The 16,174-nt window shown below is 67.2% G+C and carries 15 protein-coding genes; 6 read left to right on the forward strand and 9 right to left on the reverse strand.

The annotated features are described in order from the left end of the window. Positions 1-203: 203 nt before the first annotated feature. The 4 genes from VQ067_RS06880 to VQ067_RS06895 are packed head-to-tail and all read left to right on the forward strand — an operon-like array spanning position 204 to position 4,700. Positions 204-1,127 carry an ABC transporter ATP-binding protein gene (locus VQ067_RS06880; RefSeq protein ID WP_003092453.1) on the forward strand — a complete coding sequence of 308 codons (924 nt, stop codon included), beginning with the start codon at positions 204-206 and terminating at the stop codon, positions 1,125-1,127. Then, positions 1,124-1,858 carry an ABC transporter permease gene (locus VQ067_RS06885; RefSeq protein ID WP_033991073.1) on the forward strand — a complete coding sequence of 245 codons (735 nt, stop codon included), beginning with the start codon at positions 1,124-1,126 and terminating at the stop codon, positions 1,856-1,858. Before VQ067_RS06880 ends, VQ067_RS06885 begins: the two co-directional genes overlap by 4 nt. A gap of 10 nt (positions 1,859-1,868) precedes the next feature. Beyond that, complete coding sequence (locus tag VQ067_RS06890; RefSeq protein ID WP_023097289.1) at positions 1,869-3,716, forward strand: GldG family protein; 1,848 nt, start codon at positions 1,869-1,871, stop codon at positions 3,714-3,716. Positions 3,717-3,719: 3 nt separating this feature from the next. After that, positions 3,720-4,700 (forward strand): DUF4340 domain-containing protein, encoded by a 981-nt coding sequence (locus VQ067_RS06895; RefSeq protein WP_033991075.1) that lies wholly within the window; start codon positions 3,720-3,722, stop codon positions 4,698-4,700. 6 nt (positions 4,701-4,706) lie between these two features. Here the strand turns inward: VQ067_RS06895 and VQ067_RS06900 are convergent, their stop codons facing one another. From VQ067_RS06900 to VQ067_RS06920, 5 genes are all read right to left on the reverse strand, one after another. Next, on the reverse strand, positions 4,707-5,129 hold the full coding sequence (locus tag VQ067_RS06900) for a SufE family protein (RefSeq protein WP_003092439.1): 423 nt from the start codon (positions 5,127-5,129) through the stop codon (positions 4,707-4,709). After that, complete coding sequence (locus VQ067_RS06905) at positions 5,126-6,331, reverse strand: cysteine desulfurase (protein WP_003098634.1); 1,206 nt, start codon at positions 6,329-6,331, stop codon at positions 5,126-5,128. Before VQ067_RS06905 ends, VQ067_RS06900 begins: the two co-directional genes overlap by 4 nt. Before the next feature lie 94 nt (positions 6,332-6,425). Continuing rightward, positions 6,426-7,460 (reverse strand): 2,3,4,5-tetrahydropyridine-2,6-dicarboxylate N-succinyltransferase, encoded by a 1,035-nt coding sequence (dapD, locus tag VQ067_RS06910; protein ID WP_003092431.1) that lies wholly within the window; start codon positions 7,458-7,460, stop codon positions 6,426-6,428. Between the two features lie 29 nt (positions 7,461-7,489). Beyond that, positions 7,490-8,113, reverse strand: coding sequence for a LysE family translocator (locus VQ067_RS06915; protein ID WP_031685467.1), 624 nt, complete (start codon positions 8,111-8,113; stop codon positions 7,490-7,492). 12 nt (positions 8,114-8,125) lie between these two features. Next, complete coding sequence (locus VQ067_RS06920) at positions 8,126-8,473, reverse strand: ArsC family reductase (protein ID WP_003092424.1); 348 nt, start codon at positions 8,471-8,473, stop codon at positions 8,126-8,128. Between the two features lie 303 nt (positions 8,474-8,776). On the opposite strand from VQ067_RS06920, the gene VQ067_RS06925 reads away from it, so the two are divergent. Further along, complete coding sequence (locus VQ067_RS06925) at positions 8,777-9,130, forward strand: YkgJ family cysteine cluster protein (RefSeq protein WP_003092421.1); 354 nt, start codon at positions 8,777-8,779, stop codon at positions 9,128-9,130. A gap of 14 nt (positions 9,131-9,144) precedes the next feature. On the opposite strand, the gene VQ067_RS06930 is transcribed toward VQ067_RS06925, so the two are convergent. Then, the gene (locus VQ067_RS06930; protein ID WP_003138008.1) at positions 9,145-9,438 is read right to left on the reverse strand and encodes a hypothetical protein; all 294 of its coding nucleotides are present in this window, start codon (positions 9,436-9,438) and stop codon (positions 9,145-9,147) included. 321 nt (positions 9,439-9,759) lie between these two features. Further along, positions 9,760-10,119 (reverse strand): hypothetical protein, encoded by a 360-nt coding sequence (locus tag VQ067_RS06935; RefSeq protein WP_003092416.1) that lies wholly within the window; start codon positions 10,117-10,119, stop codon positions 9,760-9,762. Positions 10,120-10,356: 237 nt separating this feature from the next. Here VQ067_RS06935 and VQ067_RS06940 point away from each other — a divergent pair, with 237 nt between their 5' ends. Continuing rightward, entirely contained in the window at positions 10,357-12,102 is a 1,746-nt protein-coding gene (locus VQ067_RS06940) for a Na+/H+ antiporter (RefSeq protein ID WP_003109341.1), read from the forward strand. Between the two features lie 50 nt (positions 12,103-12,152). On the opposite strand, the gene dapC is transcribed toward VQ067_RS06940, so the two are convergent. Together dapC and VQ067_RS06950 are read right to left on the reverse strand one after the other, a co-directional pair. Beyond that, a complete protein-coding gene (gene dapC / locus VQ067_RS06945) occupies positions 12,153-13,361 on the reverse strand; it encodes a succinyldiaminopimelate transaminase (protein WP_003092403.1) in 1,209 nt (402 codons plus the stop codon). Between the two features lie 17 nt (positions 13,362-13,378). Then, positions 13,379-16,081, reverse strand: coding sequence for a [protein-PII] uridylyltransferase (locus tag VQ067_RS06950; RefSeq protein WP_003098610.1), 2,703 nt, complete (start codon positions 16,079-16,081; stop codon positions 13,379-13,381). Positions 16,082-16,174: the final 93 nt, after the last annotated feature.

Genomic DNA, 16,174 nt, shown 5'->3' on the forward strand with positions numbered 1-16,174 from the left:
AACGCAACGCGTCCTACGGCGAACGGCGGCGAACAGGTTGCGAATGTAGAACCTTCGGCAGGCGTTCGGGTTCTGTCACGTTTTGCCAAGGTTCTCCCGATGCCCCGTATTGCCAGGCGGCGGGGCGCTTCGGCTATAGTCCCTGCGCGTTTTTCGCGGCCCTGGCCGGACATGGCGGCGGCCGCCGGAACAGGTAGGGGACCATGATCGAAACAAGAAACCTCGGCAAACGCTTCGGCTCGCGGGTGGCGGTGGACGACCTGTCCTTCCAGGTGGCGACGGGGGAGGTACTGGGCTTCCTCGGTCCGAACGGCGCCGGCAAGTCCACCACCATGAAGATGCTCACCGGCTTCCTGGCGCCCAGCGCCGGCACCGCGAGCATTTTCGGCTTCGACATCCGCAACCGCACGCTGCAGGCGCAGCGGCTGATCGGCTACCTCCCGGAAGGTTCGCCCTGCTACGCGGAAATGACCGTGCAGGGCTTCCTCGATTTCATCGCCGAGATCCGTGGCTACCGTGGTGCCGGCAAGCGCGAGCGGGTCGCCCGGGCACTGGGGCTGCTGGAACTGGACGAGGTGCGCCGGCAGACCATCGAAACCCTCTCCAAGGGCTTCCGCCGGCGTGTCGGCCTGGCCCAGGCGATCCTCCACGAACCGCGGGCGCTGGTGCTCGACGAGCCCACCGACGGGCTCGATCCGAACCAGAAGCACCAGGTCCGCGAGCTGATCCGCGGCCTCGCGCAGGAGCGCATCGTGATCATCTCCACCCATATCCTCGAGGAAGTCTCGGCGCTATGCAGCCGCGCCCTGGTGATCGGCGGCGGGCGGCTGCTGGCCGACAGCACGCCGCTGGAACTGGCCAGCCGCTCGCGCTACCACCAGGCGGTGACGCTCTACAGCGACGACCCCCTGGATACCGTGGCGCTGGCGGTGCTGCCGGGCGTGGCGGGCATCGAGGAGAACCCCGCCGAAGGCAGCCTGACCGTCCTGGCGCAGCCGGGCGCGGTGATCTTTCCCCAGGTCAGCGGGCTGGTCGCCGAGCGCGGCTGGCGGATCCGCGAACTGGACGTGGAGCGCGGCCGGCTCGACGAGGTATTCCGCAACCTGACCCGGGGGACGGAGGCATGAAGCAACTGCCGGTGATCTTCAAGCGCGAGCTGGCGAGTTATTTCGCCACGCCGCTGGCCTATGTGTTCATCGTGATCTTCCTGGTCCTGGCGGGCGTGTTCACCTTCTACCTGGGCAACTTCTACGAACGCAGCCAGGCCGACCTGGCCTCCTTCTTCGCCTTCCATCCCTGGCTCTACCTGTTCCTGGTTCCCGCGCTGGCCATGCGCCTGTGGGCGGAGGAGCGCAAGTCCGGCTCGATCGAGCTGCTGATGACCCTGCCGCTGACCCGCTTCGAAGCCGTGGCCGGCAAGTTCCTGGCCGCCTGGGCGTTCGCCGGAATCGCGCTGCTGCTGACCTTCCCCATGGTGCTCACGGTGAACTACCTGGGCGAGCCGGACAACGGTGCGATTCTCGCCGGCTATCTGGGCAGTTGGCTGCTGGCCGGCGGCTACCTGGCCATCGGTTCGTGCATGTCGGCCCTGGCGAAGAACCAGGTGATCGCTTTCATCCTCGCCGTGGCCGCCTGCTTCCTGTTCATGCTCAGCGGCTTTCCGCTGGTGCTCGATGCGTTCAGCCAGTGGGCGCCGCAGTGGTTGCTCGATGCGGTGGCCTCGCTGAGCCTGCTGACCCGCTTCGATGCCGTCAGCAAGGGCGTCATCGACCTGCGCGACCTGCTGTATTTCGTCAGCCTGATCGTCGCCTGGCTGGCCGCCACGGCGGTGGCGGTCGAGCTGAAGAAAGCCGAATGAGGGGGAGTCGATGAAACGCGTGTTGTCCTCTGGCGCCGGGCTGTTGCTGATCGCGCTGGCGTTCCTGGCCTTCAACATGGTCTCCGGCCTGCTGTTCAGCGGCGCGCGGCTCGACCTGACCGAGCAGAAGCTCTACACCATCAGCCCCGGCACCAAGCGGATCCTGGCCGGCCTCGACGAGCCGATCAACCTGTACTTCTTCTATTCGGATAGCGGTGCCCGGGAACTGGTGCCGCTGCGCAACTACGCCAGGCGCGTCGAGGAACTGCTGCGCGCCTACGAGCGCGAGGCGAACGGCAGGATTCGCCTGCAGGTGATCGATCCCGAGCCGTTCTCCGAGAACGAGGACAAGGCCACCGAGTTCGGCCTGCAAGGAATTCCCCTGCAGCAGGGCGGCGGCAACCTGTACTTCGGCCTGGCCGGCAGCAACGTCCTGGACGGAGTCCAGGTCATACCCTTCTTCCCGCTCGATCAGGAGGAGTTCCTCGAATACGACATCAGCCGCCTGGTGCAGACCCTGGCCCAGCCGCAGCGGCCGGTGGTCGGCCTGATGTCGTCGCTGCCGCTCAATGGCGGCTTCGACATGGCCAGCCGGCAGCCGACCTCGCCGTGGATGGTCATGGAGGAAATCCGCCAGCAATTCGACCTGCGCAGCCTCAAGAGCGATGCCACGGAAATCCCGCCGGAGGTCTCGGTGCTGCTGCTGGTGCATCCCAAGCAGTTACCCGAGCAGACGCTATACGCCATCGACCAGTTCGTCCTGCGCGGGGGCAAGCTGCTGGCGTTCGTCGACCCCTTCAGCGAGGCCGACAGCGGCAGCGATTTCGCCGCTACGCTGGATGGCGACAAGTCGTCCGACCTCGCGCCGCTGTTCGAGGCCTGGGGGCTGCGGCTGCTGCCGGGCAAGGTACTCGGCGACGGCGCCTATGCGATGTCCATCAGTCTTGGCCGGGACCAGCGTCCGACCCGGCATCCGGCCTGGCTCAGCTTGCCGCGCGAGGCGCTGGATCAGGACGACATCGCCACTGCCGGCCTGGAAAGCCTGACCCTGGCGACGCCCGGCATCCTCGAAAGGCTCCCCGGAGCGAGCACCAGCTTCACGCCTTTGCTGCAAAGCTCGGCCCAGGCGATGCCGTTCGATGCCTCGCGTTTCGGCCTGCTGCGTGACCCCGGCGATCTGATGCGCGAGCTGCGCCCGAGCGGCCGGCGGCATACTCTCGCCGCCCGTATCCAGGGGCCGGCGAAGAGTGCCTTCGCGGAGGGCATCGAGGGGCATCGCGAAGGCCTGAAGGAGGCGCGCAACATCAATGTCATCGTCGTGGCCGATACCGACCTGCTCAGCGATCGCATGTGGGTCCAGGTGCAGGACTTCTTCGGCCAGCGCGTGCCGCAGCCCTGGGCCGACAACGGCGCGCTGGTGGTCAACGCGCTGGACAACCTGTCGGGCACCGACGCGCTGATCAGCGTGCGCTCCCGCGGCCGGTTCAGCCGGCCGTTCGTGGTGGTCGAGCGCCTGCAGCGCGAGGCCGAGACGAGCTTCCGGCAGAAGGAGGAGCAGCTCAAGCAGCGCCTCGCCGATACCGAGCAGCAACTCGCCGCCCTCCAGCAGGGTGCCGACCCGGAGAAGGCCGTCGAACTGACGCCCGAACAGCAGGCCACGGTGCGCCAGTACATGCAGGAGAAGCTGCGCATCCGCAAGGAGCTGCGCGAGGTGCAGTACCAGTTGAACGCCGATATCGACGCACTGGGCCGCACCCTGAAGCTGGTCAATATCGCCCTGGTTCCCTCGTTGCTCACGGTCGGCGTGCTGCTCGGCTGGCTCTGGCGGCGCCGGCGCATGGCCCGGGGAGGGCATTGACGCATGCGGCGCAATACGCTGATCGTCCTGCTGGCGCTGGTGGCGGCGCTGGCCGGAACCTTCGCCTGGCTGCAGCGCGAGCGCGCAGCCGAGGTACCTGCCTTGCCGGTGGCAGAGCGCTGGCTGCCGGAACTGGACAGCGCGACGCTGAGTGGCCTGCACGTGCAGTTTGCCGACGGTTCGCCGGATATCCGGGTCGAGCGGCGTGCGGGCGCGTGGGTCCTGCCGGCCAAGGCCGGCTATCCGGCCGATCGGCTACGCTTGTCGGCGCTGCTCGAGGCACTGGCAGAGGCGCGCAAGGTCGAGGCGAAGAGCGCCAACCCGAAGAACCACGCGCTGCTTGGCCTGGCGGAGCGTGGCGAGGGGCAGGCGCTACGCCTGAGCCTGCAGCGGCAGTCCAGCGAGCCTCTGGTGCTGCTGATAAGCAAGGATGCGCAGCATGGCGGTAGCTTCGTACGACGACTGGGCGATCCGCAGGCCTGGCTGATCGACAAGCGGCTGCCGTTGCCGAACAACGAACTGGAGTGGCTCGACCGGCGGATCGCCACGCTGCCCTTCGCCCGGGTGCGCGAACTGCAACTGCGCTATCCGAAGGGCGAGCGTCTGGATCTCTATCGCGACGACGCCGGGCAGCCGAACCTGCAGGTCCGGCAATTGCCCTCAGGGCGCAAGCTGGCCTATGAGGCAGCGGCCAACGGCGCGGCGGCGCTGTTCGCCGACCTGCGTTTCGCCGATGTAGCGCCGCTGGCGCAGGTGGGATTCAGACAGGCGCCATTGCTCCTGGTGTTCAGCCTGCGGACGTTTTCCGGCGCGCGCCTGGATGGCGAGATTCGGCGCCAGGGCGAGCAATACTGGTTGTTGCCGAAGAGCGTCGAGGGCTTCGCCGAGGGCGAGGTCGCCGCCCATCCTGACTGGGCCTATCGGATCGAAGAGGACCGCTACCGCGCCCTGGCCCGGCACCTGCCGGAACTGCTGGCGCGCTGAGCGGGCTCAGCCGGCGGTCTGGCCGGCCAGTTCGCGCATGCGTTGCAGCACGGCGTTCAGGCCGTTGCTGCGCGAGGGCGACAGTTGGCGGGAAAGACCCAGGCAGGTGAACCAGTCGTTGAGGTCCAGGCGCGCCAGTTCGCGGGTCTCGATGCCGTCGACCCGTGCCAGCAGCACCGCCAGCAGGCCGCGGATCAGGCGCGCGTCGCTGTCGGCACGGAAGCGCCAGTGGCCGTCGCGCTGCTCGCCGAGCAGCCAGACCAGGCTTTCGCAACCGTGCACGCGATGCTCTTCCTGGCGTTCGTGTTCCGCGAGCGGCGCCAGGCGCTCGCCCCATTGCAGCAGCAGACGCGCACGCTGTTCCCAACTGGCGGTGTGACCGAAGGCGTCCAGTGCCTCCTGGGCCTGTTCGGGGAGAACCGGGTTCATCGCAGCAACTCCAGTGAGCGGTCGAGAGCCAGGAAGAAGCGCTCCAGGTCGTCGGCATCGTTGTACAAGCCCAGCGAGACACGCAGGGCGCCGGGTACCTCGAGGCGTTGCAGCAGCGGCATCGCGCAATGGTGGCCGGCGCGCACCGCGATGCCCTGTTCGCCGAGCAGGTGGGCGAGATCGGCGACGTGCACGCCGTCGACGCAGAAGCTGGCCAGCGCCGCCTGCGGTTCGCCGAGCAGGCTGACGCCGTCGCGCGCCAGCAGGCCGGCGAGCAGGCGGGCGTGGAGGGCGCCTTCGTGGGCGGCGACTTCGGCTTCGTCCAGGGTGGCCAGCCAGTCGATGGTCGCGCCCAGGCCGATCGCCGCGGAAACCGCCGGGGTGCCCGCCTCGAAGCCGAGCGGAGCGGCATGGAAGCTGGCTTCGTGGAAGCCGGTGTGGCGTACCATCTCGCCGCCGAACTGCCAGTGCGCCAGTTGCTCCAGGGCCTGTGGGCGACCCCAGAGCACGCCGATGCCGTCGGGGCCGTAGAGCTTGTGGCCGGAGAATGCGTAGAAGTCGCAGCCCAGGCCCGGCAGGTCGTGGCGTCCGTGGACGCTGCCCTGGGCGCCGTCGACCAGGGTCCAGGCACCGCGCTCGCGGGCCAGCTGGATCAACTCCACCACCGGTTGCCAGGTGCCGAGAACGTTGGACAACTGGCTGATCGCCAGCAGGCGGGTACGCTCGCCGATGATATGGCGAGCCTGCTCCAGGTCGATCACCCCGCGCTCGTCCAGCGGCAATACGCGCAGGACCAGGCCGCGGCGCAGGGCCAACTGCTGCCAGGGAAGCAGGTTGGCATGGTGTTCCAGGGCACTGACCAGCAGTTCGTCGCCAGGCCGGAAATGCCGCTCCAGGCCATAGGCCACCAGGTTGATCGCCTCTGTGGTGCCGCGGGTGAACAGCACCTCGGCCGGGTTGCCGGCGTGCAGCCAGTGGGCGACGCGGCTGCGCGCGGCCTCGAAGGCCCGGGTGGCGCGCTCGCCGGGGACATGTTGGGCGCGGTGGACGTTGGCGGCGCCGCCGAGGTAGTAGCCGTTCAGGGCGTCGAGTACGGCCTGTGGCTTCTGGGCGGTGGCGGCGCTGTCGAGGTAGGTCAGGCCTTCCGCGGCGAAGGCGGAAAAGGCCGGAAAGTCGGCGCGCCAGGGAGACGGCAGGGACATGGCGGACACTGTGCGAGGACGGTTACAGGGGAAAGGGTAGCGCACCCGGCGGCGCTGGCGAGCGCCGTCGGGCGAGCGGGGAGGCGAGCTGGGCTCAGTTGTGCGCGTGCAGCGCTTCGTTCAGCTCGATGGCGGTCTTGTTGGTCTTGCACTCCACCGCACCGTTCTGCGAGTTGCGGCGGAACAGCAGGTCGGGCTGACCGGCCAGGTCGCGGGCCTTGACCACTTTCACCAGAGCGTTCTGCTCGTCGAGCAGGGCGACCTTGGTGCCGGCGGTGATGTACAGGCCGGCCTCGACGATGTTGCGATCGCCCAGCGGGATGCCGATGCCGGCGTTGGCGCCGATCAGGCAGCCTTCGCCGACGCTGATGACGATGTTGCCGCCACCGGAAAGGGTGCCCATGGTCGAGCAGCCGCCGCCCAGGTCCGACCCCTTGCCGACGAACACGCCGGCGGATACGCGGCCTTCGATCATGCCCGGGCCTTCGGTGCCGGCGTTGAAGTTGACGAAACCTTCGTGCATCACCGTGGTGCCTTCACCGATGTAGGCGCCCAGGCGCACGCGGGCGGTGTCGGCGATGCGTACGCCGGCCGGGACCACGTAGTCGGTCATCTTCGGGAACTTGTCGACGGAGAAGACTTCCAGCAGCTTGCCCTTCAGTCGCGCTTCCAGTTGCAGTTCGGCCAGTTCGGCCAGGTCCACCGCGCCGATGTTGGTCCAGGCCACGTTCGGCAGGAGCGGGAAGATGCCGCTCAGGTTCACAGCGTGCGGTTTGACCAGGCGGTGGGAGAGCAGGTGCAGCTTGAGGTAGGCCTCCGGGGTGGAGGACGGCGCGGCGTCTTCCGCCAACAGGGTGGCGACCAGCGGCTTCTGGCTTTCCGCCAGGCGCGAGAGCAGGGCCGACTGAGCGGCGTCGATACCCTTCAGGGCGTCGGCCAGCTGGTAGGCCTGCTGCGAAGTGAAGGTCAGCGCCTGGTTGCCGGCTGCGTAGCCAAGGATCGGTGCGACGGCAGCGACGATTTCGCTCGAAGGCTTGAGCAGCGGCAGCGCGTAGAACACTTCCAGCCAGGCTTCCTGGCGGTTCTGGGTGCCGACGCCGAAGGCCAGGCTGAACAGGGATTGCGACATGTGGGTTTCCTCGAAACGGAGTGGAACGGTCAGGCCGGACGGCGGCTGAGCAGCAGGCCCAGTCCCGCGCTGCCGAGCAGCGCGGCGCAACCGCGGTTGAACAGACGCCGGGCCCGCTGGCCGGCGAGCAGCCGGCCGAGGTGGAGCCCGGCATAGGAATAAAGAGCGATGGCCAGCCATTCGAGCAGCAGGAATGCCGCACCGAGCTGGGCGAACTGGGCGCCCAGCGGTTGGCCGGGATCGACGAACTGCGGCAGGAAGGCGGTGAAGATCAGGATCGCTTTCGGGTTGCCCGCCGCCACCAGGAACTCCTGGCGCCCCAGGCGCCAGAGGCTGGGACGCGCCGGGCTGGCTTCGTTCGCCAGTGGCTGCGCATCGGCCCGCCACAATTGCACCGCAAGCCACAACAGGTAGGCAGCGCCGAGCAGCTTGATCGCCAGGAACAGCCAGGCCGAGGTGTGCAGCACCAGCGCCAGCCCGGAGGCGACCAGGGCGAGCATGCCGGCGAATGCCAGCAGGCGCCCGCCGCCGGCCAGCGAGGCGGTGGCGAAACCGTGCCGCGCGGCGTTGTTCAGCGACAGCAGGTTGTTCGGCCCCGGCGCCAGGTTGAGGGCGAAGCAGGCGGGTACGAACAGGGCCCAGGCGATGCTCATGCGGCCTCCCGTTCAGGCCAGCGCGGCGGCGTAGGCGTCGGGCTTGAAGCCGACCAGCGTCCTGCTGCCCAGTTCCAGCACCGGGCGCTTGATCATCGACGGCTGGGCCAGCATCAGCTCGATCGCCTTGGCTTCGTCGAGATCGGCCTTCTGCGCTTCGTCGAGCTTGCGGAAGGTAGTGCCGGCGCGGTTGAGGACGGTCTGCCAGCCGTGCTCCGCGCACCAGCGCTGCAGGTGTTCGCGGTCGATGCCGACGGCCTTGTAGTCGTGGAAGTCGTAGGCGACCTTGTGCTCGTCGAGCCAGGTCCGAGCCTTCTTCATGGTGTCGCAGGCTTTGATGCCGTAGAGAACGTAGGTCATTGTTTTTCCTTTGGGGTTTTGGCTCCTCCAAAACCCCTCCAATATTCCTCTAAAATTCCCGCCGGATTATGCCACGTCGTTCCGCCCCTGTGCGGTCTCGGGGCTACCGCGCTCGGGAGCGGCGTGACGGCAGATAGCCGTGGACGGGCGGGCGGACAGGGAGCCGGGCTGTTTCCCTGGCCGGGAACGGAGAGAGCGCAGGTTGAACAGGTCGATTCGGCTCGCTGGAGAGCATCCTTACCGGTACTTTCGGAATGCTCCGGTCCGCGCTGTACAATCCTTCCCCCGCCGAGGAGATTTCCCATGAGTTGCATCGGTCGCCAGATAGACCAATTACGCCTGCAGATACCGGGCTTCGCCTGCAAGCCCGGCTGCCACGATTGCTGCGGGCCGGTTACCGCCTCGTCGGAAGAGATGGCTCGCCTGCCGCTGAAGAGCGAGGCCGAACACGACGCCGCCCTGGCCGAGTGGAACTGCGTCCATCTCGGACCGAACGGCTGCGAGGCATATGAGGAACGTCCGCTGATCTGCCGGCTGTTCGGCACCACGCCGAACCTGCCCTGCCCGGAGGGGCGGGGGCCCGAAGTGCCGGTGGCGGAGCAGGTGGAGCGACAGGTCCATGCGCTGATCGCCAGCACTCGCCAGGTGCTGGTGTAGCGGCCTGCCCGCCGCTAGGTTTCCGCGGTCTCGGTGGCGCGGGACTGCAGGGACGGTTCGAAGGCTGGTTCGGGCGGCGTTTCCTCTAGGGGCATCGGCTCGTCCGCAGAGAGTTTCTGGAGAACCGCGGCGATCCGCTCGATGCTCTCTTCGAGCTCGAGCACCCGGTTGACCATGTACAGGATCATCTCCGGCGAACTCAGGTGCGCCAGCCGCATGGTCGCCTGCAAGTCGTCGTGGCGGTTGTCCCGGTCGGCCATCAGTGTTTCCGCCAGGCTCTTCAGCAACAGCATCTCGGCGCGCCTCATGGGCCGCTGCTCCGCGATTCCGCGGTAGGGGAAAAAGCTCGTTCCATCTCGCGACCTACCCGAAACGACTACATCCAAAGGTGTAATTCTACATTGCCATCACTTCGATCGTCGGACAATAGCCGCGTTCCAGACGCCTTGCACAGGTGACGAACGGGACTCGAAGCGGCCTGGTCTGCATGGCCGGGTGATGGGCGAGTTCCTTGATGCGGGGCGGCGGCTGTTTGGCGCAGGACAAAAAAAGCCCCGCCGGGTAGGCGAGGCTCAGGGGGAGAACAGCGTGCGGGGGCTCGCTGTCCGGGATGAATCGTCGTGGTGCGCTTAGCCGCAGGGCTGCTGCGGACCGCCGGTCATGCTCTCGACGCTGTCCAGCACGGCATGGCCCTTGCCGACCTTCTGCACGTCGTCGACGTCGCGCATGATGCTGCCGCCGTCGCTCATCTGGTTGCGGGTCTTGATCAGGTTGGTGGTGATGTCCAGCAGGCTGCGACCGGTAGCGATCAGGTCATTGGTGGCGCTGGGGGTGCAAGGGGTGTTGGCGGAGGCGACCTGGGCCTGGCCGGGTTGCCCGGGCTGGGTGGTGCGGTAGCCCTGGGTCAGTGCGTTCTGCTGGAGGCAGCCGGAGGTGGCGGCGAACATCGAGGCGAGCAGCAGTGCGGAAGTAAGTCCCTTGCTTGTCATGGCGGCATTCCTTTGTCTGAGTGGGCGCTGCACCCCGTACTCCTTCGGGGCGTCGTCCTGGCCGACGCTACGGCGGGCCTGGACTGAAGGGGAGTGTAGGAGCGTCTCGCACCGCTATGAAATAGCTCGGATGTACTAGTGCGGGAACCTTGGCCGGGCGGCCCGGTCGTCGCCGCGGAGGGGGCGGACGCGCGGGGTAGAGCGGCGGGGCTAGGAAAGACCGTACGGATTGTGCGAATGTCGGATAGCTGCCTACCGATCGCGATGGTGCAATCGGCGCAGTCGCATCGTCCAGGGACGAAGCCGGAGATCCCCGCCCTCATGCAAACCGTGTACACCGTTCTGACCCTGCTGCTGGTCGTCGGCGCCACCCGCCTGGCCGCCCAGTTGCTGCCCTTGCCGCTACCGCTGATCCAGATCGCCGCCGGGGCCCTGCTGGCCTTGCCGTCCCTCGGGCTGCACATTGCCCTCGACCCGGAACTGTTCCTCTTCCTGTTCATTCCGCCGCTGCTGTTCGTCGACGGCTGGCGCATTCCCAAGCGGGAAGTCTGGCGGATGCGCTGGCCGATCCTGATGATGGCGTTCGGCCTGGTGTTCTTCACCGTGGTCGGCGCCGGCTATTTCATCCACCTGCTGATCCCGGAAATTCCCCTGGCGGCTTCCTTCGCCCTCGCCGCCGTGCTGTCGCCCACGGACGCCCTGGCGGTCTCGGCGATCACCCAGGGGCGGCTGCCCAAGCGCCTGATGCACCTGCTGGAGGGCGAGGCGCTGATGAACGATGCCTCTGGCCTGGTGGCATTCAAGTTCGCCATCGCCGCGGCGATGACCGGCGTGTTCTCGCTGGTAGACGCCAGCCTCAACTTCCTCCTGGTCGCGGTCGGCGGCCTGGCCATCGGGGTGTTCCTCAGCTGGTCGCTGGGCCGCATCCGCGCCTGGATGATCTCCCGTGGCTGGGACGACCCGGCGACCCACGTGGTACTGATGCTGTTGCTGCCGTTCGCCTCCTACATGGTGGCGGAACATCTGGGCGTCTCCGGGATTCTCTCGGCGGTGGCGGCCGGCATGATGCAGAGCTGGGTCGACCTGCTGCCGCGGCAGACTTCCACGCGCCTGCTCAACCGCAGCGTCTGGTCGATGCTGGAGTTCGCCTTCAACGGCGTGGTGTTCCTGCTGCTCGGCCTGCAGTTGCCGGACATCATGAAGTCGGTGGCCAACCACCACGGCGACCTGCTCTGGCGTTCCTCGCTGCTGCTGGCCTACGTGGCGGCGATCACCGCCGTGCTGATGCTGATCCGCTACGGCTGGGTCTATGGCTACTGGAAGCTGTCGCTGCGCATCGATCGCTGGCGCGGCAAGAGCCCGCCCGGGCTGAGCGGCATCTCCCTGCGCCGTCTCTCCGCCCTCAGTGCATTGAGCGGCGTGCGTGGTGCGGTGACCCTGGCGGCGGTGCTGTCGGTACCGATGAGCCTGATGGATGGCAGCGCCTTCCCGCAGCGCGACCTGATCATCTTCATCGCCACCAGCGTGATCCTGATTTCCCTGATCGGCGCGACCATCGGCCTGCCGCTGCTGCTGCGCGGACTGCCGGCGAGCAACAATGGCGCCCACGAGCGCGAGCGGCGCGAGGCCTGGCGCAAGACCGCGGAGGCGGCGATCCGGGCCCTGGAGAGCGAGGAACTGCCGCAGGTGGAAGGCAACGATGCGGCGAATACTTCGCGGGTCGCCGAGGCGCGTGCGCAGATCATGGCCGAATACCGCCAGTCGCTGGATACCGCACCGACCACCGATGAGGCCCGCGACCAGGCCCAGGCCCTGGAGATCGCCGACAAGGCCTTGCGCCTGAAGGCGTTGCGCGCGCAGCGCCTGGAACTGTACCGGCAGCGGCGTAACAACGAGATCGACGACGAGACCCTGGGCGATATCCTGCGCGAGCTGGACCAGCAGGAAAGCTGGCTGACCAATCGCTTCGCCCGCTGGGTGTGAACGAAAAAGGGATCGCCGCGGCGATCCCTTTTCGTTTCTCCGCGCAGGCTTCAGCGCGCCCGCAGGTAGTCGCGGATGCGCTCGGCGGCTTCGACGCACTCGGCCAGCGGTGCCACCAGGGCCATGCGCACGCGGTTGGCGCCGGGGTTTTCGCCGTCCACCTCGCGCGACAGGTAGGAACCCGGCACCACCGTCACGTGCTGCTGCTCGAACAGTTCGCGGGTGAATACGGTGTCGTCCACCGGGGTGCGTGCCCACAGGTAGAAACTGCCGTCCGGGCGCTGTACGTCGAGCACGCCATCGAGGATCGCCAGCACGGCGTCGAATTTCTCGCGGTAGAGGCTGCGGTTGGCGCGCACATGGACCTCGTCGTTCCAGGCGGCGATGCTCGCCAACTGGGTCTGCACCGGCATGGCGCAGCCGTGGTAGGTGCGGTAGAGGAGGAATTTCTTCAGGATCTCCGCGTCGCCGGCGACGAAGCCCGAGCGCAGGCCGGGCAGGTTGGAGCGCTTGGACAGGCTGTGGAACACCACGCAGCGGCTGAAGTCCGTGCGGCCCAGCTCGGCGCAAGCGTTGAGCAGGCCGGGCGGCGGGGCGTTTTCGTCGAAGTAGAGTTCGCTGTAGCACTCGTCGGCGGCGATCACGAAGTCGTAGCGGTCGGCCAGGGCGATCAGCTTCTTCAGGGTCTCCAGCGGTACCAGGGCCCCGGTGGGGTTGCCCGGCGAGCAGAGGAAGAGAATCTGGCAGCGCTGCCAGGTCGCCTCGTCGACCGCGTCGAAATCGGGGTTGAAGCCGTTTTCCTCGCGGCAGGGCAGGTAGTGCGGCACGGCTCCGGCGAGCAGCGCCGCGCCTTCGTAGATCTGGTAGAACGGGTTCGGGCTGACCACCAGGCCGGGCGCCTCGCCGGGCTCGCTGCGGCGGACCACGGTCTGGGTGAAGGCGAACAGCGCCTCGCGGGTACCGTTCACCGGCAGTACGTGGCGCGCCGCATCCAGCCAGCCGGCCGGTACCGAGAAGCGCCGCTCGCACCAGCGCGCGATGGCTTCGCGCAGGGCCGGCAGGCCGAGGGTGGTCGGGTAGACCGCGAGCTGGTCCAGGTTCTCCGCCAGGGTTTCGGCGACGAAGCTCGGCGAGCGGTGCTTGGGCTCGCCGATGGACAGTGCGATCGGCTTCAGCGTCGCGGGCGGCCGGGCGCCGCCGAGCAGGGCGCGGAGCTTCTCGAAGGGGTAGGGCTGGAGGTTGTCGAGTGCGGTATTCATGGCGTTGGCAAGGCTTCTCAGAAGTTTATCCGGGTAGGCAGGGTGTCCCGTCCGTTGTCTTGTGACAGCTGCTCGACCAGGGCGGCCTGCAGGCGTTTGCACAGGTCGGGGTCGGCGAGCGGCTGGTTGCGCGCATCGGTGATGTAGAAGACGTCCTCCACGCGCTCGCCGAGGGTGGCGATCTTGGCGTTCTGCACCGACAGGTCGAAATCCAGGAAGATGCCGCCGATCCGCGCCAGCAGGCCGGGGCGGTCGGGGGCGATGACTTCGAGCACCGAGACCTGGCGCAGCGCGTCGGTGGAGATGGTCACCTGCGGGGCGAAGGCGAAATGCTTGAGCTGGCGCGGCACCCGGCGCTGGATGATGGTCGGGTAGTCGTCGGGGTTCTTCAATGCGTCGATAAGCCCCTCGCGGATCTCGGCGATGCGCTCCGGGTTGTTGCCGATGGAGTCGCCGTCGGCGTCGAGCACGATATAGGTATCGAGGGTGAACTGGCTGGTGGAGGTGATGATCCGCGCGTCCTGGATGCTCAGGTTGAGCTGGTCCATGGCGGCCACGGTGACCGCGAAGAAATCGTGCTGGTCGGCGGCGTAGATGAATATCTGCGAACCGCTCTCGAACTCGCGCTGGGTGGTTTCCTTGATCAGCACCAGCGGCGTGCCGTCGTCCGGGTGCTGGAGGATCGCCTCGGTGTGCCAGGCCACGTCGCCGGCGGTGTGGCGCAGGAAGTAGTCGTCGCCGAGCTGGCTCCATAACTGCTCGGCATCGTCCTGGTCGATGCCGTTGCGTACCAGTTGGTCGAGGGCCGCGGTCTGCGTCTGGCGGATCTGCTCCTCGCGGTCCACCGGGTTCTCCAGGCCGCGGCGCAGGGCGCGCTTGGTCTCGGTGTAGAGCTGCCGGAGCAGGCTGGCGCGCCAGGAGTTCCAGAGCGTCGGGTTGGTGGCGTTGATGTCGGCCACGGTGAGCACGTACAGGTAGTCGAGGTGGGTCTGGTCGCCGACCAGTTGGGCGAAATCGAAGATCACCTGCGGGTCGGAGAGGTCCTTGCGTTGCGCGGTGGTCGACATCACCAGGTGGTTCTGCACCAGCCAGGACACCAGTTGGGTGTCCCAGAGCGGCAACTGGTGGCTCTGGCAGAAGGCCTCGGCGTCCACCGCACCGAGTTCCGAGTGGTCGCCGCCACGGCCCTTGGCGATGTCGTGGTAGAGGCCAGCGATGTAGATCAGTTCCGGCTTGGGCAGACGATCGATGATCTTGCTCGCCAGCGGATATTTCTCGGCCATCTCCGGCCGATTCAGCTTGCGCAGGTGCTTGATCAGGTTGAGGGTGTGGGCGTCCACCGTATAGATATGGAACAGGTCGTGCTGCATCTGCCCGATGATATGGCCGAACTCCGGCAGGTAGCGACCGAGGATGCCGTAGCGGTTCATCCGCCGCAGGTTGCGGTGGATACCCTGGCTGCTCTTGAACAGCTCGATGAACAGGCTGGTGTTGCGGATGTCGTGGCGGAACTCGTCGTCGATCAGGTGTCGGCTGTCGCGCAGCAGGCGAATGGTGTCGGCGCGCACGCCCTTGATTTCCGGGTGCTGGGCCATCAGCACGAAGATTTCCAGGAGGGCGAACGGGGTGCGCTTGAAGACGTTCGGGTGCGTCACCTCGATGTAGCCGTCGCGCAACTGGAAGCGACTGTTCAGCGGTTGGATCTGCACCGGCTGCTCGCAGGGCAGGATGACTTCCTCGAAGTGCTGGATGATCAGGTCGTTCAGCTCGGAGATCGCCATCACCACCCGGTAGTACTTCTGCATGAAGCGTTCGACCGCCAGCTTGACGTCGTTGTCTTCGTAGCCGAACAGACGGGCGATGCTGCGCTGGTGATCGAACAGCAGGCGATCCTCGGCGCGCCCGGCGAGCATGTGCAGGGCATAGCGGACCCGCCAGAGGAACTCCTGGCTGGAAGCCAGCATGCTGCACTCGCTTTCCACCAGGAAGCCTTCGCGCACCAGGGCGTGCAGGTTGAGGCTGCCGAACTGGCGGCGGGCCATCCAGAGGATGGTCTGGATGTCGCGCAGGCCGCCGGGGGAGCCCTTGACGTTGGGCTCGAGGTTGTACTCGGTGTCGTTGTACTTGGCGTGGCGGCGCTGCTGTTCGTGGCGTTTGGCCAGGAAGAACTCCTTGCTCGGCCACATGTGCGCGCTGCCGGTAACCCGCAGCATGCGCTGGCGCAGGCTGTCAGGGCCGCAGATGGTGCGGCATTCCATGAGGGTGGTGATCACCGTCAGGTCGGCGCGTGCTTCCTCCGCGCACTGCTGCACCGAGCGCACGCTCTGGCCGACTTCCAGGCCGATGTCCCAGAGCAGGGTGAGGAAGCCTTCGATCGGCTCGCGGAAGCTCTCCTGGTCCTCGCTGTCGAGGAGGATCAGCAGGTCGACGTCGGAGTAGGGGTGGAGTTCGCCGCGGCCGTAGCCGCCCACGGCGACCAGGGCGATGTCGGCGTCGTCTCCCCAGTCGAAGCGCTGCCAGGCCTGTTGCAGGATCTGGTCGACGCACCAGGCGCGATCTTCGATCAGGCGGCGGATGTCGCGGCCGCTGTTGAAGCGGTTGTCGAGCACTTCGCGGAATTGCCGGATGGCCTTCTTGAAGGCGGCGATCGGGCTGGACTTCAAGGCCAGTTCCGCCTGGAACTGCCCGCGATCGAACAATTCGGGATCCACCTGCGGCATGCGGCCTTCCTTTATCTGCTAGCGGTTGGGTTCGATACGCGAGCGCCCCGTCTTGGTGCGTTTTTGCGCTGTATTGGTGCGCGCGCTGCGCCG

Origin of the sequence: Pseudomonas sp. KBN12P06040, assembly GCF_037574965.1 — a bacterium.
Lineage (GTDB): Bacteria > Pseudomonadota > Gammaproteobacteria > Pseudomonadales > Pseudomonadaceae > Pseudomonas > Pseudomonas aeruginosa.

Bases quoted from the DNA above. Each gene is read 5' to 3' on its own strand.
- VQ067_RS06940 (WP_003109341.1), top strand. From the start codon at position 10,357: ATGTCGGATAGCTGCCTACCGATCGCGATGGTGCAATCGGCGCAGTCG.
- dapC (WP_003092403.1), bottom strand. From the start codon at position 13,361: ATGAATACCGCACTCGACAACCTCCAGCCCTACCCCTTCGAGAAGCTC.
- VQ067_RS06925 (WP_003092421.1), top strand. From the start codon at position 8,777: ATGAGTTGCATCGGTCGCCAGATAGACCAATTACGCCTGCAGATACCG.
- VQ067_RS06880 (WP_003092453.1), top strand. From the start codon at position 204: ATGATCGAAACAAGAAACCTCGGCAAACGCTTCGGCTCGCGGGTGGCG.
- VQ067_RS06935 (WP_003092416.1), bottom strand. From the start codon at position 10,119: ATGACAAGCAAGGGACTTACTTCCGCACTGCTGCTCGCCTCGATGTTC.
- VQ067_RS06950 (WP_003098610.1), bottom strand. From the start codon at position 16,081: ATGCCGCAGGTGGATCCCGAATTGTTCGATCGCGGGCAGTTCCAGGCG.
- VQ067_RS06885 (WP_033991073.1), top strand. From the start codon at position 1,124: ATGAAGCAACTGCCGGTGATCTTCAAGCGCGAGCTGGCGAGTTATTTC.
- VQ067_RS06890 (WP_023097289.1), top strand. From the start codon at position 1,869: ATGAAACGCGTGTTGTCCTCTGGCGCCGGGCTGTTGCTGATCGCGCTG.
- dapD (WP_003092431.1), bottom strand. From the start codon at position 7,460: ATGTCGCAATCCCTGTTCAGCCTGGCCTTCGGCGTCGGCACCCAGAAC.
- VQ067_RS06915 (WP_031685467.1), bottom strand. From the start codon at position 8,113: ATGAGCATCGCCTGGGCCCTGTTCGTACCCGCCTGCTTCGCCCTCAAC.
- VQ067_RS06895 (WP_033991075.1), top strand. From the start codon at position 3,720: ATGCGGCGCAATACGCTGATCGTCCTGCTGGCGCTGGTGGCGGCGCTG.
- VQ067_RS06905 (WP_003098634.1), bottom strand. From the start codon at position 6,331: ATGTCCCTGCCGTCTCCCTGGCGCGCCGACTTTCCGGCCTTTTCCGCC.
- VQ067_RS06930 (WP_003138008.1), bottom strand. From the start codon at position 9,438: ATGAGGCGCGCCGAGATGCTGTTGCTGAAGAGCCTGGCGGAAACACTG.
- VQ067_RS06900 (WP_003092439.1), bottom strand. From the start codon at position 5,129: ATGAACCCGGTTCTCCCCGAACAGGCCCAGGAGGCACTGGACGCCTTC.
- VQ067_RS06920 (WP_003092424.1), bottom strand. From the start codon at position 8,473: ATGACCTACGTTCTCTACGGCATCAAAGCCTGCGACACCATGAAGAAG.